This is a genomic window from Galbibacter mesophilus (assembly GCF_023721415.1).
GTDB classification, from domain to species: domain Bacteria; phylum Bacteroidota; class Bacteroidia; order Flavobacteriales; family Flavobacteriaceae; genus Galbibacter; species Galbibacter mesophilus.
In genome coordinates this window covers 302997-319339 of sequence record NZ_JAMQVC010000001.1, presented here as the reverse complement: position 1 = coordinate 319339, position 16343 = coordinate 302997, and the positions used below count along the sequence as shown (strand labels likewise).

Annotated in this window: 15 protein-coding genes; 7 read left to right on the top strand and 8 right to left on the bottom strand. The window is 36.4% G+C overall.

The window, feature by feature from the left end:
• Positions 1-130 precede the first annotated feature (130 nt).
• Positions 131-4438, top strand: a complete 4308-nt coding sequence (rpoC, locus tag NDQ75_RS01335; RefSeq protein WP_202028969.1) for a DNA-directed RNA polymerase subunit beta' — start codon at positions 131-133, stop codon at positions 4436-4438.
• Between the two features lie 140 nt (positions 4439-4578).
• Positions 4579-4893 carry a DUF3467 domain-containing protein gene (locus NDQ75_RS01330; RefSeq protein ID WP_202028968.1) on the top strand — a complete coding sequence of 105 codons (315 nt, stop codon included), beginning with the start codon at positions 4579-4581 and terminating at the stop codon, positions 4891-4893.
• Here the strand turns inward: NDQ75_RS01330 and NDQ75_RS01325 are convergent.
• Together NDQ75_RS01325 and NDQ75_RS01320 are read right to left on the bottom strand one after the other, a co-directional pair.
• Positions 4890-5609: a DUF4197 family protein gene (locus NDQ75_RS01325; RefSeq protein WP_202028967.1), complete on the bottom strand. Its 720-nt coding sequence runs from the start codon at positions 5607-5609 to the stop codon at positions 4890-4892. The genes NDQ75_RS01330 and NDQ75_RS01325 overlap by 4 nt on opposite strands.
• A 35-nt stretch (positions 5610-5644) precedes the next feature.
• Positions 5645-6142: a metallophosphoesterase family protein gene (locus NDQ75_RS01320; RefSeq protein ID WP_202028966.1), complete on the bottom strand. Its 498-nt coding sequence runs from the start codon at positions 6140-6142 to the stop codon at positions 5645-5647.
• A 177-nt stretch (positions 6143-6319) separates the two neighbouring features.
• Between NDQ75_RS01320 and truA the strand changes: the two genes are divergently transcribed.
• Genes truA through NDQ75_RS01305 form a run of 3 tightly spaced genes read left to right on the top strand, consistent with a single transcriptional unit; the run spans position 6320 to position 8987 of the window.
• The gene (gene truA / locus NDQ75_RS01315; protein WP_202028965.1) at positions 6320-7072 is read left to right on the top strand and encodes a tRNA pseudouridine(38-40) synthase TruA; all 753 of its coding nucleotides are present in this window, start codon (positions 6320-6322) and stop codon (positions 7070-7072) included.
• A complete protein-coding gene (locus NDQ75_RS01310) occupies positions 7065-8834 on the top strand; it encodes an ABC transporter ATP-binding protein (protein WP_202028964.1) in 1770 nt (589 codons plus the stop codon). Before truA ends, NDQ75_RS01310 begins: the two co-directional genes overlap by 8 nt.
• A 24-nt stretch (positions 8835-8858) precedes the next feature.
• A complete protein-coding gene (locus NDQ75_RS01305) occupies positions 8859-8987 on the top strand; it encodes a DUF2256 domain-containing protein (protein ID WP_202028963.1) in 129 nt (42 codons plus the stop codon).
• Positions 8988-9124: 137 nt separating this feature from the next.
• Here NDQ75_RS01305 and NDQ75_RS01300 read toward each other — a convergent pair whose 3' ends face one another.
• Positions 9125-9835, bottom strand: coding sequence for a pirin family protein (locus NDQ75_RS01300; RefSeq protein ID WP_202028962.1), 711 nt, complete (start codon positions 9833-9835; stop codon positions 9125-9127).
• Between the two features lie 98 nt (positions 9836-9933).
• On the opposite strand from NDQ75_RS01300, the gene NDQ75_RS01295 reads away from it, so the two are divergent.
• Positions 9934-11088, top strand: coding sequence for an MFS transporter (locus tag NDQ75_RS01295; RefSeq protein ID WP_202028961.1), 1155 nt, complete (start codon positions 9934-9936; stop codon positions 11086-11088).
• Here the strand turns inward: NDQ75_RS01295 and NDQ75_RS01290 are convergent.
• Positions 11085-11753: a hypothetical protein gene (locus NDQ75_RS01290; RefSeq protein WP_202028960.1), complete on the bottom strand. Its 669-nt coding sequence runs from the start codon at positions 11751-11753 to the stop codon at positions 11085-11087. The genes NDQ75_RS01295 and NDQ75_RS01290 overlap by 4 nt on opposite strands.
• A gap of 170 nt (positions 11754-11923) precedes the next feature.
• On the bottom strand, positions 11924-12613 hold the full coding sequence (locus tag NDQ75_RS01285; RefSeq protein ID WP_202028959.1) for a hypothetical protein: 690 nt from the start codon (positions 12611-12613) through the stop codon (positions 11924-11926).
• Positions 12614-12826: 213 nt separating this feature from the next.
• On the opposite strand from NDQ75_RS01285, the gene NDQ75_RS15950 reads away from it, so the two are divergent.
• Positions 12827-13624, top strand: a complete 798-nt coding sequence (locus NDQ75_RS15950; protein ID WP_202028958.1) for a response regulator transcription factor — start codon at positions 12827-12829, stop codon at positions 13622-13624.
• A 763-nt stretch (positions 13625-14387) separates the two neighbouring features.
• On the opposite strand, the gene NDQ75_RS01275 is transcribed toward NDQ75_RS15950, so the two are convergent.
• From NDQ75_RS01275 to NDQ75_RS01265, 3 genes are all read right to left on the bottom strand, one after another.
• Positions 14388-14546 carry a lmo0937 family membrane protein gene (locus NDQ75_RS01275; RefSeq protein WP_178951271.1) on the bottom strand — a complete coding sequence of 53 codons (159 nt, stop codon included), beginning with the start codon at positions 14544-14546 and terminating at the stop codon, positions 14388-14390.
• A gap of 347 nt (positions 14547-14893) precedes the next feature.
• Positions 14894-15133, bottom strand: a complete 240-nt coding sequence (locus NDQ75_RS01270; protein ID WP_202028957.1) for a hypothetical protein — start codon at positions 15131-15133, stop codon at positions 14894-14896.
• Between the two features lie 49 nt (positions 15134-15182).
• The gene (locus NDQ75_RS01265; RefSeq protein WP_202028956.1) at positions 15183-16301 is read right to left on the bottom strand and encodes an alkene reductase; all 1119 of its coding nucleotides are present in this window, start codon (positions 16299-16301) and stop codon (positions 15183-15185) included.
• Positions 16302-16343: the final 42 nt, after the last annotated feature.

The following is a 16343-nucleotide window of genomic DNA, read 5'->3' as shown; positions in this document are numbered from 1 at the left end:
AGTCATCAACTATCTTACAGCAATGCTGAAAGGTTTTTAAAGAAAAATAAATTAATTCTTTCCAGTAAAAGCTGGAGAATTAAACCCTCGACGAGGGTAAATTACACTTAATTCATTATCACCATATATTATGGCTAGAAATAAAGATAAGAATACAGTTCAACAGAGATTTAATAAAATCTCAATCGGTTTGGCCTCTCCAGAATCTATTTTGGCAGAATCTAGAGGAGAAGTGCTTAAGCCGGAAACCATCAACTACCGTACACATAAGCCAGAACGTGACGGTCTTTTCTGTGAGCGTATTTTTGGTCCGGTAAAGGATTACGAATGTGCTTGTGGTAAATACAAAAGAATACGTTATAAAGGTATTGTTTGTGACCGATGTGGTGTGGAAGTTACCGAGAAAAAGGTACGTAGAGACAGAGTAGGTCACATTAACTTAGTGGTACCGGTAGCACATATTTGGTATTTCCGTTCTTTACCTAATAAAATTGGATATCTTCTTGGGTTGCCATCCAAGAAATTGGACATGATTATTTATTACGAGCGTTATGTGGTAATCCAGCCTGGAGATGCTAAAAACGCCGATGGAGATCCTGTACAAAAAATGGATTTCCTTACGGAAGAGGAATACTTAAACATTCTTGAATCCATTCCTGCTGAAAACCAATATTTGGAAGATACAGATCCAAATAAGTTTATCGCTAAAATGGGAGCTGAATGTTTGATCGAGCTTTTATCAAGAATCGATCTTAACGAACTATCTTACGAGTTACGTCACAAAGCGAATACTGAAACGTCTAAACAACGTAAAACAGAAGCACTTAAGCGTCTTCAAGTAGTAGAAGCGCTTCGTGAGTCTCAAAAGAATAGAGAAAACAATCCAGAATGGATGATCATGAAAGTGATTCCGGTGATTCCACCAGAATTGCGTCCGTTGGTTCCATTGGATGGAGGTCGTTTCGCGACTTCAGATTTAAATGATCTTTACCGTCGTGTAATTATCAGAAACAACCGTTTGAAGCGTTTGATGGAAATCAAAGCGCCAGAAGTAATCTTGCGTAACGAGAAGCGTATGCTTCAGGAATCTGTAGATTCTTTGTTCGACAACACTCGCAAGTCATCTGCGGTTAAAACAGAATCAAATAGACCACTTAAGTCACTTTCAGATTCATTAAAAGGTAAACAAGGACGTTTCCGTCAAAACCTTCTAGGTAAGCGTGTGGATTATTCAGCACGTTCGGTAATTGTTGTTGGACCAGAAATGAAACTGTATGAGTGTGGTCTTCCTAAAAATATGGCAGCTGAGCTGTACAAGCCTTTTGTAATTAGAAAATTAATTGAAAGAGGAATTGTAAAAACAGTAAAATCTGCTAAGAAAATTATAGATAAAAGAGAGCCTGTAGTTTGGGATATTTTGGAAAATGTTCTTAAAGGACACCCAGTACTACTTAACCGTGCTCCTACGCTTCACCGTTTGGGTATCCAAGCGTTCCAGCCTAAGCTTATCGAGGGAAAAGCAATTCAATTGCACCCACTGGTTTGTACGGCATTTAACGCGGATTTCGATGGGGATCAAATGGCGGTTCACTTGCCACTAGGTCCAGAAGCTATTTTGGAAGCACAAATGTTAATGTTGGCTTCTCACAATATTTTGAACCCCGCTAACGGTTCACCAATTACGGTACCTTCTCAAGATATGGTGCTTGGTCTTTACTATATGACCAAAGCTAGAAAATCTACAGAAGACCATAAGATTAAAGGAGAAGGATTGACTTTCTATTCTGCGGATGAAGTAACCATTGCTTTCAACGAGAAAAAAGTTGATTTGAATGCTATTGTTAAAGTTCGTGCGAAAGACTTCAATGAAGAAGGTGAGTTAGTACCGCAAATTATCGAAACTACTGTTGGTAGAATTCTTTTCAACCAAGTGGTTCCAGAAAAAGCAGGTTACATTAATGAAGTATTGACTAAAAAGTCGCTTCGTGATATTATTGGAAAAATCTTAAAGGCAACCGATGTGCCAACTACGGCAGATTTCTTGGATAAAATCAAGAGCATGGGGTATAACTTCGCCTTTAAAGGTGGATTGTCTTTCAGTTTAGGTGATATTATTATTCCTGAAGAAAAACACCCAATGATTGCGGAAGCAAACGAGCAGGTAGATGGAATTATGGCCAACTATAACATGGGTCTTATTACCAATAACGAGCGTTACAATCAGGTGATTGACGTTTGGACTTCTACCAATGCTATGCTAACCGAACTTGCAATGAAGCGTATTCGTGAAGATAACCAAGGATTTAACTCGGTGTTCATGATGCTTGATTCAGGAGCGAGGGGATCTAAAGAGCAGATTCGTCAGCTTACCGGTATGCGTGGATTGATGGCGAAACCGAAAAAATCTACTGCTGGTGGTGGAGAGATTATCGAGAACCCAATTCTTTCTAACTTTAAAGAAGGTCTTTCAATTCTTGAGTACTTTATCTCTACGCACGGTGCACGTAAAGGACTTGCGGATACGGCATTAAAAACTGCGGATGCGGGTTACTTAACACGTCGTTTGGTGGACGTTTCTCAAGACGTTATTGTAAACACAGAAGACTGTGGAACACTGCGTGGTGTAGAAGTGGAAGCCTTAAAGAAAAATGACGAAATCGTTGAGTCACTTGGAGAGCGTATTTTAGGACGTGTATCTCTACATGATGTGTACGATCCACTTACTGAAGAGCTTTTAGTTGGAGCAGGAGAAGAGGTTTCAGAAGAAATCGTTAAGAAAATTGAAGCTTCGCCAGTAGAAAGAATGGAAGTTCGTTCACCGCTTACTTGTGAGGCGAAACAAGGAATTTGTGCTAAGTGTTACGGTAGAAACCTAGCCACTGGTAAAATGGTTCAAAAAGGAGAGGCTGTTGGAGTTGTTGCTGCACAGTCTATTGGAGAGCCTGGTACACAGCTTACGCTTCGTACATTCCACGTGGGAGGTATTGCAGGTAACATTTCAGAAGAAAATAAAATCATTGCTAAATTTAACAGTAAGGTTGAAATTGAAGACCTTAAAACAGTTAAAGGAACCGATGCTGAAGGAAAAGAGGTTGATATTGTAATTTCTAGAACTGCCGAGGTTAAATTTATCGATGAGAAAACCAATATCACATTGGCAACCAATAACGTTCCTTACGGTTCTCAAATCTTTGTAAAAGATGGAGCTAAAGTTGAAAAAGGTACGATTATTTGTCAGTGGGATCCATATAACGCGGTAATTGTTTCTGAATTCTCTGGTAAAATTGCTTACGAGAATATTGATCAAGGGGTTACTTACCAAGTTGAAATCGATGAACAAACCGGTTTCCAAGAAAAAGTAATTTCTGAATCTAGAAACAAGAAACTTATCCCAACATTGTTGATTAAAAACAGTAAAGGGGAGACATTACGTTCTTATAACTTACCTGTTGGAGCTCACATTATGGTAGATAATGATGAGAAAATTGAAGAAGGAAAAATCCTTGTTAAAATACCAAGAAGATCTTCTAAAGCAGGGGATATTACCGGTGGTTTACCAAGAGTTACTGAGCTTTTCGAAGCACGTAACCCTTCCAACCCAGCAGTAGTTTCTGAAATTGATGGTGTTGTTTCTTTTGGAAAAATTAAAAGAGGTAACCGTGAGATTATTGTAGAATCTAAGTTAGGGGATATCAAAAAGTATTTGGTGAAGTTATCCAACCAAATTCTTGTTCAGGAGAACGATTACGTTCGTGCCGGTATGCCACTTTCAGACGGTTCTATAACTCCGGAAGATATCTTAAGAATTAAGGGGCCTTCTGCGGTTCAGCAGTACCTAGTAAATGAAGTACAGGAAGTATATCGTTTACAAGGGGTGAAAATTAATGATAAGCACTTTGAGGTAGTAGTACGTCAAATGATGCGTAAAGTTAATATCCAAGATTCTGGTGATACTACATTCTTAGAGCAACAATTAGTTCATAAAGATGACTTCATTGAAGAAAATGATAGAATCTTTGGAATGAAAGTTATCGAGGATGCAGGAGACTCTGAAACACTTAAGGCTGGACAGATTATCTCTCCACGTGAGTTGAGAGATGAGAACTCTATCTTGAGAAGAAATGACAAAGAACTTGTAGTGGCTAGAGATGCAGTTCCTGCAGTAGCTACACCAATATTGCAAGGTATTACAAGAGCATCATTACAAACCAAGTCGTTTATTTCGGCTGCATCGTTCCAGGAAACTACAAAAGTACTGAACGAAGCTGCGGTAAGCGGTAAGGTAGATGATCTTGAAGGATTGAAAGAAAACGTAATTGTTGGGCACAAAATCCCAGCTGGTACTGGTATGAGAGACTATGATGATATTATTGTAGGATCTAAAGAAGAGTACAATGAGATTATGGCTAGCAAACAACAGCAGCACGTTAACTTTTAATGTCTTTTAATATAGATATTCAAACCCCAAAGGATTTCCTTTGGGGTTTTCTTTTTTAAAATACTATTTTTACCCAAGTCTAAAGAAAATTATTCAAAGTCAATACTGCTTTAAATTTTATAAACTTTCAAACACATACTATGAGTGATCAAAACGATAAAAACAAAAATCAAATCAATATAGAACTGGACGATGCTACAGCAGAAGGGACGTATGCTAACTTAGCGATTATCAACCACTCCGTTTCAGAATTTGTGGTAGACTTCGTGAGCATTATGCCGGGCAGGCCGAAGGCTAAAGTTAAAAGCAGGATTATTTTAACCCCACAACATGCCAAAAGGTTTTTAAAGGCATTGGGCGATAATGTGCATCGCTTTGAGCAGGCACATGGCGAAATAAAAGATTACGAACAGCCACCTATGCCGTTGAACTTCGGGCCGACGGGCGAGGCTTAATTCGTTAATATAGAATTTAGAATCGTTGTTGGGTTGGAGCGGGCATCATTTTCTGCGTCTTCCACAATGTTGAATAGACCATCGGTTAATTGTTTGGTTATCGCATCGTTTAACTGTACTGTGCCGTTTGCAGAACTACCGGTGCCTAAAACCACCCCAACAATTTCATTTAAAGAACTGTTGTTCCCGCCAAGAGCATTGTCCAGCAAACTGTTTATTCCAAGACTTTCGGTTTTTGAAGTTACAACCGGATTGATGGCTTTAGTAAGATCGGTATAGGTTTTGTCCTTAAGGTATTGCGTGGCTGCTCCTTTTCCTCCAGAAAGTATGGCTATGGCATCTTGTGGAGTCATCTTATTTATGGCTTTCGTAACAATAGGCTTTGCGGCCGTTATGGAAGCTTCTGCTACTTCGCTGATAAGCGCTTTTTCTTTTTCTACAACGCTTGATAGTCCGTAGGATTCTAGTTTTCGATTGATGTCTTTTAACTCCTTGGGCATGGCGGCATCAATAAGAGCGTTGGTCATAAATGCTTCGGTATCGCCAAAAACAGCAAAGGCATCTTGTGTACCGTTTTTCAAAACGGACTGAACCGTGTTTAAAACAACACTGCTGTTTTGAGAACTTCCGTTAGTTGTATTCAAAGAAGTACAGCTGGAAGAAAATATGGTTATTGCTAAAACAATTAAAGGAAGTTTTTTAATGGATGTATTCATGATTAAGGTTTTTAATATTCAGTTTCTTAGGAAAGTTAAACTCTTTTTTCCAACTCTATAATTTCAAGATTTTTTATTTGTTCGCCATCAATTACAAACCGCAACATGGTTCTCACTTTATGGAATCCATGTTTTCCGGCTGCTCCAGGATTCATATGTAGTAGATTTAGTTTTTTATCCCACATTACTTTTAAAATATGGGAATGGCCACTGATGAATAATTTTGGAGGATTCTTTTTTATTTCTTCTCGAATTCTTTTATCGTAACGATTAGGATAACCACCAATGTGAGTAATCCAAACATCCACATTTTCACATGTAAAACGGTTGTTCTCTGGAAATTCCAATCTTATTTTATCGTTGTCTATATTTCCAAATACCCCCTTTAATGGTTTGTATTTTTGTATGGTATCCGTAACTTTAGAATCTCCAATATCGCCCGCGTGCCATACTTCATCAGCTTGATTTACATATTTAAGGATTTTCTCATCCAAGTAACTATGTGTGTCCGATAACAATAGGATTTTACGCATAAATTTCATTCTTCAGGGTAAAGGTATCATTTCAATTAGAGAAATCATATCAGCAATAAAAAAATGTCTTTAAATGATAGGAACATTAGTTTTTGATTCCTCAGCACTTTCTGCATTCAGTTGGTGCAAAATAATGGTATCTTTGTTTCTTGGTTAAAAAACAACATTACTTAGGTTTTGAGATATTTTTTAGAACTTTCATACAATGGTAAGCATTATCACGGCTGGCAATACCAACCCAATGCTATTTCGGTTCAGGAAGTGTTAGAAAATGCGCTTTCTACATTGTTACGAAGCGAAATACAAATTGTAGGCGCGGGAAGAACAGACGCTGGGGTACACGCCAAACAAATGTATGCGCATTTCGATGTGGAATCTATTGTTGATGAGGAAGAGCTTCATTATAAATTGAATAGTTATTTGCCTACTGATATTTCCATACAGAACATTCAGAGAGTTCAAGATGATGCGCATGCACGTTTCGACGCTGTCCAACGCAGCTATGAGTATTGGGTGGTTTCTCAGAAAAATCCTTTTTACACGGATTATGCCTATAATTTAAGGGCAGAACTAGATTTAGACGCCATGAATGAAGCGGCTGATTTATTATTGAAGTATAAGGATTTTCAATGTTTTTCAAAGTCAAACACCGATGTAAAAACTTATATTTGTGATGTTAGGAAGGCCGTTTGGGTTCGTCAAAACGACTTGTTGGTGTTTCATATTACGGCCGATAGATTTCTTCGTAATATGGTTCGCGCCGTGGTAGGGACTTTACTTGATGTAGGAATGGGAAAACGTACTATGGAGGACGTTAAAAAAATTATTGAAAGTAAAAATAGGAGCAACGCAGGAGCATCGGTTCCCGCTCACGGACTCTATTTAACGGAAGTTTTGTATCCAGAAAGAATATTTAAAATTAATGAGTAAAGATAAAACAGGAAATACATTCGATCTCGGGCTTTTTACCCGATTGATGAAATACACCAAACCATACCGACTCACTTTTATTGGTGTGGCAATTGCCGCTATTATGCTTTCGGTCTTTTCTTCTGTAAGGCCTATTTTATTGAAATATACTGTTGATGATTACATTTTGAATAAAGATAGTCATGGATTGCTGATATTTGTAGTGTACATGACAATTGTGCTTTTTTTAGAAGTAATCAGTCAGCTTTCTTTTATCTATTACGCGAATTGGCTCGGACAATCGGTTATTGAAGATATCCGGGTAAAACTTTTTAAGCACATGCTTCGTTTTAGAATGAAGTATTTTGATAGCTCTTCCGTGGGAGTGTTGGTTACTAGGGCGGTTAGCGATATTGAACGTATCGCGGCTATTTTTAGCGATGGGCTGTTCATGATTGTGAGCGACTTGCTAAAAATGATTGTGGTGGCAGGGGTAATGATCTATTTCGATTGGAAACTTTCGCTCATTATTTTTGCGGTGCTACCTTTAATGCTTTATGCTACCCGTTTGTTTCAGAAGGCTATGAAAAAAGCTTTTGTGGAGGTACGTAGAGAAGTTTCCAATTTAAATTCTTTCGTGCAGGAACGCTTGTCGGGAATGAAAATCGTACAGCTTTTTGTTCGTGAAAATGAAGAATATCAACAATTTAAAGAAATAAACGATAAACATAAAAAAGCTTGGGTAAACACCGTTTGGTACAACTCCATTTTTATTGCGGTAGTAGAATTAATGTCTTCTATCACAACAGGTTTAATTGTTTGGTTTGGAGGCTTACGTGCCGTTATGGATGGAGCGGAAGATTTAGGTAATATATTTATGTTTATCATGCTCTCTTCCATGATTTTTAGACCTCTAAGACAAATCGCCGATAAATTTAACACCCTTCAAATGGGTATGGTTGCTGCCAACCGTGTTTTTGATATTCTTGACACGGATAGTAAAATTGAAAACAAAGGAACCTTAAAGGCTAATAATTTAAAAGGTGAAATTTCGTTTAAGAATGTTCGTTTTGGGTATGTTCCAGATGAAGAAGTGCTTCACGGTATTTCCTTTGATGCAAAACCGGGGGAAACCATTGCAATTGTTGGAGCTACAGGCGCGGGTAAATCAACTATAATTAATTTGCTGAATCGTTTTTACGATATTAACTCCGGGGAGATTTTGGCGGATGGCACAAATATTTCTGAATTCACCATAAAATCATTACGTTCACAAATTGCCATTGTACTTCAAGATGTATTCTTATTTGCGGATACTATATTAAATAATATCACCTTAAATGATAATTCCATAAGAGAGGAAGATGTAGTGCAAGCTGCAAAAGATATCGGAATTCATAAATTTATTACGAGCCTTCCAGGCGGTTATCACTATAACGTAAAAGAACGTGGAAGCATGCTTTCCAGTGGTCAAAGGCAACTAATTGCGTTTTTACGGGCTTACGTAAGTAATCCGAGTATTTTAATTTTAGATGAAGCAACTTCTTCGGTGGACGGACATTCAGAAAAACTCATTCAAAAAGCTACCGATAAAATTACCAAAGGGCGCACTTCAATTGTCATTGCACACCGCTTGGCAACCATTAAAAAAGCCGATAAAATTCTGGTGATGGAAGCTGGGAACATTGTAGAATCCGGGACGCATGAAGAGCTTCTGAAAAAACCTGATGGTTACTATAGAAATCTATATGAAGTTCAGTTTTTAGCGGAAGAGGCCGTATAAAACATTTGAAAAATTATTTTACCCATGGCCAACAAAGAAAAACCTTCCAAGATTTGTTTAGTTTGTGGTAGGCCTTTTACGTGGCGTAATAAATGGGAGCGAGACTGGGAGCATGTAAAGTACTGCAGTGAAAGGTGCCGAAGAAATCGATGATTGTAAAACATGCTGTCTTCGTAAAAACTAAACGTAAAAAAATAGCTTCATCCAGCAGCAAAATCCTTTTGAGTCATTTACAACTGAATGAAGCTCTATTCAAAATTTAAGCCGTAAGAATTTAAAAGTCTATCACACTACGCCATAGGAATCTCCATCAGCAATAATTTACTGTCGGCTGTTGCGTTTATTTTTAGTTCCTCCGCTTCTCTAATGCCAAGGGCGTCTCTCTTTTCAAGAGTTTCATCGTTTATGGAAACATTACCTTCCAAAAGAAATGCGTACACCCCATTTTTTGGATTATGTAATGTGTAGTTCAACCCTTTTCCTGCATCCATTTCCGTAATGTTGAACCAAGCATCTTGATTGATGGTCACCCCAGCATCATCTGGGTTTGGAGATACAATTTGCTGAAATTTGTTCTTTCTGTCTTTCAACTCTAGACTTATTTGGTCGTAAGTCGGAGTGATATTTCGTTTTTTTGGCATCAACCAAATTTGAAGCAGTTTTACTTCCTTATCTTGGTTTGCGTTGTATTCGCTATGAACAACACCCGTTCCGGCAGACATAGATTGCACGTCGCCCTCTTTTATCACTTTTTTATTGCCCATACTGTCTTCGTGCTCCAAATCGCCAGATAACGGAATAGTGATAATCTCCATGTTGTCGTGTGGGTGCTTACCAAAACCTCTGCCCGGTGCAATTGTGTCGTCGTTTAATACACGCAAAACACCAAAATTTATACGCTGTGGGTCAAAATAATTGGCAAAACTAAAACTGTGATAGGCGTTTAACCAACCATGATCGGCATGCCCCCTTGTATCTGATTTATAAAGTGTTGTTTTCATAGATATTTTTTTAATTTTAACTTCAATAGTTAGACGTTGAAATATTTGTTTTCTTACAAATTACAAGCTTCTTCCTGTAAGTAAAGTTATCCATAAAAATGAATGCATTAAAATTAATCCTAACCAATAAAAAGTATTTTGCTCCTGCTTGGGTTTTCGCTTCTCTAAACATACTTTTTGGGACGTGGGCTATTTATATTCCAACTATAAAATCTAAATTGGAAATAACAGAAGGTCAATTGGGAATAGCATTGTTTTTCTTCGCTTTAGGGACATTGGTTTTCATTCCCATAGCGCCTTTGGTTATCAAAAAACTAGGAGTAGGACATTCTACCTTTCTTGGAATTGTTTTATACGCTGTTTTATTCTTGCTGCCATTTTTAGCTCCTTCATATTTACTTTTGGCAGTTTCTTTATTCATAGTAGGAGCAAGTTCCGGTTTGACGGATATTGTAATGAATACGTTGGTTTCTGAAGTTGAACGGGAAGATAATATAACTATTATGTCTGCCACACATGGCTTTTTTAGCTTGGGGGGTGTTATAGGCGCAGGCGTTGGAAGCCTCTTAAAGCTGTTTATTGAAACTCCTTGGGTGCATATGCTTTGCGTTATAATTTTTGTAGTAATTACTAACCTGCTACTATTTAAGTTTTACAAAAGTGTAAAAGGCACGGTTTCCAGTGGAGGAGGCATGGATTTAGCCTATTTAAAGCCGCTCTTTGGACTTTGCGTAATTGGATTTTTAATTTTAGCAAGCGAAGGAGCCATTGCAGATTGGAGTAGTTTGTACCTGAAAAATGTTACGCTTACATCATCAACTTTTCTTATAGGATTAGGGTACACATTATTCTCTGCGACGATGACGTGCGGTCGTTTTTTTGGGGATTTTGCAAGCGATAAATACGGAGCATTAAAGATTATAAATGTAGGAGTGGGAATAGGGGTTGTTGGCTATTTGTTAATTCTTACTGCCAATACTTTTTTGGCACTTCTTGGTTTTGGTTTGGTGGGATTAGGTTTTTCTGTAATCATTCCCGAATTATTTAGGTTAGCCGGAAAAGTGGATGGAGTGGAGCCCGCTAAAGGCATCTCGTTTATTGCAGGGATAAGCTTTGTCGGGTTTTTAACTGGACCGGTAATACTTGGATTTTTAGCAGATTTATCTTCGTTAAGGCTTAGTTTTACTGCGCTGCTTGTAGCGGCAATCATTGTTTTTTTTACCAGTTACTATTTAAGAAAGAAAAATGATTAATTTTTAGTTAGCGTTACATCAATATTAGTGAAATACAACTTAAAAACACCGTTTTCATTTTGGTGCATGGTAGCAATTTTTAAGCCTTCATAATCACGGTAATCTTCCCAAGTAGTTATCATACAATTAGACGAACTATTATCTTCGCGGTACACCCATTCTTTTATTTCGTGGTTTTCATCTAGATAAAAGTCATATGCATCACCAGGAGTATAGCCACCTTGGCTGTTATAGGTTATAGTTAGCTTTTGTAAAGAATCGTTGCTGATGGGGGCTTTTGCCATTGTCGGTTCATCATATTCCAAACCTGTATCCCAAACTAATTTATATGGAGCCAAAAGCCAATACACATCATTAATGAAGTTTTTATCGGCAATCAATTCTTCGTCACTTAAAATCTGACTTCTGTTAAAGGTTAAAGATTCCCCATCTTTAATGGCGGTTACTTCATTTTTTTTAGGATTCCACTCCCAGCTTCTTTCAAAATGGGTGGTGTCCCTATCAACGTTAAAAGTAAACTTTATCGTTTCTACCTTGTTCCACTTTTTAAAACCATGGGCGTGAGCAACTTTCTCCAGAGGATTTAAATCGGTAGTTTGCTCTTTTTCTTTTTTACAGCTAATGATAAAAATAAATATTGTGAAGAATAAGGTTATATGTTTCATTTGGGTTTTAATTTTTTATAAAAATAGACATTTTTTTTAATGAGTGATCCCTTGATGAAGATGTATGTTATAGTGTCAATTTTTGAGAAATAAAAACGCTTCTTTTTCTATAAAAGAAGCGTTTAATTTTCAGCTAAAACTGAATTGATTTCTCTAATTGGCAGGGATAATTATTTTATTCTAGCTTGAAACTCAGAAATTGTATGGTCATAACTTCTAAGCACGCGATCCCATTCTTTAAAGAGATGGTCATTTTTAACGCTAGTAAGTGGTTCACCAGACTCTTCACTCACAAGCTTAACTTTATAAACTAAAGGGCTAGTAGAAGATTCTTTTACAATCATTCGTGTTCTAATGGTGTTTTGTTTGAAAGTTTGTAAAGACCAAGCAGTTCTTAAATAACCAGTCTCTTTGTCGGTCATTTCGATTACATCAATATAATTTAAAACAATCTGATTGATTAGTTTCCACGCTTTGTCTTTATCCATGTCGTCTACTTTAATTTCAATATCAACATTAGCAATGTCTGTTTGTACGGAAGCATCAAAAGCATCATCGTTATGCATTTCGAAGTGGTGTGACTTTGGAGGGGCAGCCATTCCCTTTTGGTTACAAAACTCAATTTGCTCTACCAGATACCCTATTTTTTTTACTAAAACAGTAACACAGTCGTCTTTTTGGACTAATACTTCTGCCGATCCTTTTCCGACAGTTTTTCCATTTACAATAATTTCAGCGTCCGATTCCGAAGCGCTTACTTGAATTTTTTTCTTTCCATAGTAAACTTCATTTGATCTTGCTGGCGTCACAGAAAAGATTAGCACAGCAATGAAAGTTAGAATTGTAATTTTTCTTTTCATTTTTTTAGGTTGTTTAGTTTGTAAAAAAAGATTTATAAAAAAATCTGTTTTAATGTAAAAGCATTTCGTTAATTGTGTGTTACTTCCTTTATGATTTTAACAAAAACAGCTAATTTATTGTGCACAAACTTAGGTTCTTCTAATTTTTATCACAATACCCTTTTATGGGTATTTTTTATATATTAGAATAGTAAAATTCTTAATAATTTAAAAGTGAGTGATTTTAAAAAGATTTCAAATTATTGGCGGGCTAATTACACTTCAAAGGTGAAAAGCTCTAATAGATTAACTATTCCAGAATATTTGAAAAAAATGATTAAGCTGGTCGCTCCAGGAAAATCTTATTATTATATTGTGAATTTCCATACAATGGAAATAGAATACATTTCTGATAGTGTGAAAGAATTTACGGGATTGGAGCCTTCCACATTGACTATGGAGCATTTGCTTTCTTTTGTATCATCGTCGGATATTGACCTAGTTTATAAGAAGGAACAAATCATACAGAGTTTTTATATGCATTATTTGAAGCCAACCGAAATGCAAGATTATAAAATTATGTACACTTATAAAATGAAGCATACCACAAATAGTGAACGGATAATGCTACATCAAGCCACGCCGCTATCTTTGAGTAGTGAAGGTTGTTTTGTACATGTTCTTGGGATTCACAGCGATATTACTCCATTCTCAATTAAGGCAGCCAACGATTTATCGTTTATACACATTAATGGGGGGCAATCGTTTTTTAATGTAAATATCGATGCGGATGCTTTTACTGCCGAATGCTCGGAACAAGTGGGCAAAATAACAGGACTATTAACGAATAGAGAATTACAGGTTGTAAGAGAAATTGCTTTGGGAAGCAGAGTTTCGGATATAGCAAAACATTTAAATATATCCGAGCATACAGTTCATACTCATAAAAAAAATATCCTTAAAAAAGCTGGATGTAAAAATTCTACTCACTTAATTACGCTATGTTTAGCAGAAGGATTGATACAACTTTAATTTTTGTGAATTGGAGATTTTTAAAAACTTCCCTCTAAGTGATTTTTTTAAATCGATTTTTCAGACTTTCTTCTTTTTCCTAAATAAGCTACCATAAGATATTTTGGAAATCTTTGCGCAATATTTGTATAACCTTTTAAACGACTAAATAGCGCTCAGAGCTTTCTTTACCTAAAGCTCCCAAAATACAGTATTGCATCTATATAAAAGCATTTGTAAGTTTTATTTTGGTAAACGGTCCAATATAGCTGACTGTGTAAACAATTTTTTGATTTTCTATTTAGTTATTTTTAGTAGTTTGGTGTCTTTTGTTATTATAATTATAAAGTGTGGCTTTTTCTTGCCTGTAAAAAACTTTAAAATCGCTAATCCACCAGTTTTCCATGGTGAATTCTATTTTATGTTCGTCTCCCTGTACGTCTAATTCATAAACTTTAATACATCCGATTAACTATAAAATCAGGGTCCAGTTTTAATTAAAACTTCTTTTTTACAAGTTTTATAGACTCTGGTAGACTTTTAAAAAAGAGATTTCTGTTTGGTTAGAGAAATATGTTTGGAAAGGAAGCGCACATGAATACAAGAACAGTAATATGTGGGCCGTGTTTTTAGGTGAGGAAAGAATAGCAGCAAATAAAAAGCCTCCCGATATAAAAACGAGAGGCTTTTTCCCTAAACTAATACCTACTACTATGTAATGATTACTTTATATACGGCCGTATTTTGCTTTTGGATTACGGAAAAGTAATTTTTTTTTAAAAAATTATGGTCGTCGTCCAGTTGCAAGTCTGTAAAGAATACCTATAATGGCTAATACCAGTAAGATATGGATTAAACTTCCAACGGCTTCTCCAAAGCCAAAATAGCCAACTAACCATCCAATAATTAGAATCACAATAATTAACCAGATTAAATCTCTCATAATTAAATTTTTTAAGCACTGAAAATTCAGTGGGGTTGTTAGATACAATTTAATATAAAAAATTGATATTCAGAAGTTTTTAAATGAACATCATTTCAATTCGAAACTTAGAAGAAATACAAACTGAAATTTGAGAATAGAGTGGAAAATAAAAACCCTCACTTATTTAGTGAGGGTTCGTTGAATATATATAGACGCTTGGAGCGATATTTTAGTATTTTTAATATATACGCCACGATTACGGATTTGGATTTTGAAAGTGTGTTAAATAAAAGTAAAAAGGCAAGCTTACAACAGCCTGCCTTTTGGTAATTAGATATCTATGTTTCTTTAAAGAGAACGCATTCTTACTCTGGAGTGAGTTTTTTAACCCGCTCTTCATATTCATTAATAGCCTCGCGAACCATATCCACGTTATCTGATGCCCTTTGATGGGCGTCTTCCATTACTTTTTCTAGTTTAGCATCTGGATGCTGAAAAAGGTCGGTAATAACGTGGTTAATCTTGTCGATGCTACTTTCCTGTGTATTCTTAATATCTTCCAATTTTGAAAGAATTTTTCGCATTCTATCCAATTTTTCGCTCATAACTAATGTTTTAAAGTTCCATTAATATACGGAATAATTTTTTAAGACATTAATTATCAGCGTTTTTTAAGGTTTCTTTATACGTTGGATAATCGGTATATCCTTTTTCTCCTGGAACATAGAAAGTGGCTTCATCCCACTCTGCAATTGGTGCGTTCAAAGCAAATCGTTCAGGTAAATCAGGATTGGATATAAAGGGTTTGCCAAACGATACCAAATCGGCATTTCCTTCTTCAATAACCTTATTTCCTCTTTCTTGATTGAAGTTTGTATTAATCATTAGCGTACCATTGTACAAAGGTCTGTAATGCAATGCAATATCGCTCACTAAAAAAGGGACATCAGAGACATCGGTGAAGGGTTCCGACAAGTGTAAATATGCTAAATTGTAATCGTTCAATTTCTTTATGATATGGTCGAATGTTGGAATGGTTTCCTCGTCTGCTTCCATTCCGAAAGCACCATGCAAAGACGGATTTAGACGAACTCCGATTTTGTTTTCTGGGAATATCTCTTTCACTTCATCCAATACCTCAAAAAAGAACCGCGTTTTGTTCAAAATACTGCCACCGTAATCATCAGTTCTCTTGTTAGAACTATTGTTAAAGAACTGATGAAATAAGTACCCGTTTGAAGAATGGATTTCTACTCCATCAAAACCAGCAGCTTTAGCGTTCTTTGCAGCTTGTTTAAAATCGGCGATGGTTCTCTTTATGTCGCTAACTGTCATTTCCTTCGGCGTTACCGTTTCTTCAAATCCGTCAGGGGTATATACTTTTTCTTTCGGATTTACAGCACTTGGCGCTAAAGGCAAATCGCCATCGTGAAAATAAGGATGGGACATTCTTCCTACATGCCAAAGCTGGGCAAAGATTTTACCGTCTTTTTCATGAACGGCTTCAGTCACTTTTTTCCATCCTTCAACTTGTGCTTCAGAATGTATTCCAGGAGTGTTAATATAGCCAACGCCCTCTTTGGAAACTTGAGTTCCTTCAGAAATAATTAAACCTGCACTTGCTCTTTGTTGATAATACTTAGCATGGATGTCCGTTGGGGCATTTTCTTTGTTATCAGCCCTAGAACGTGTCATAGGAGCCATAATCACTCGGTTTTGTATGGTAATGTCTCCCAGTTGATAACTTTCCAATAACGGTTGATTTGATTTCATAGAATTTTTTCTTTTTAATTTTTAAATTAAGATGTTTCAACT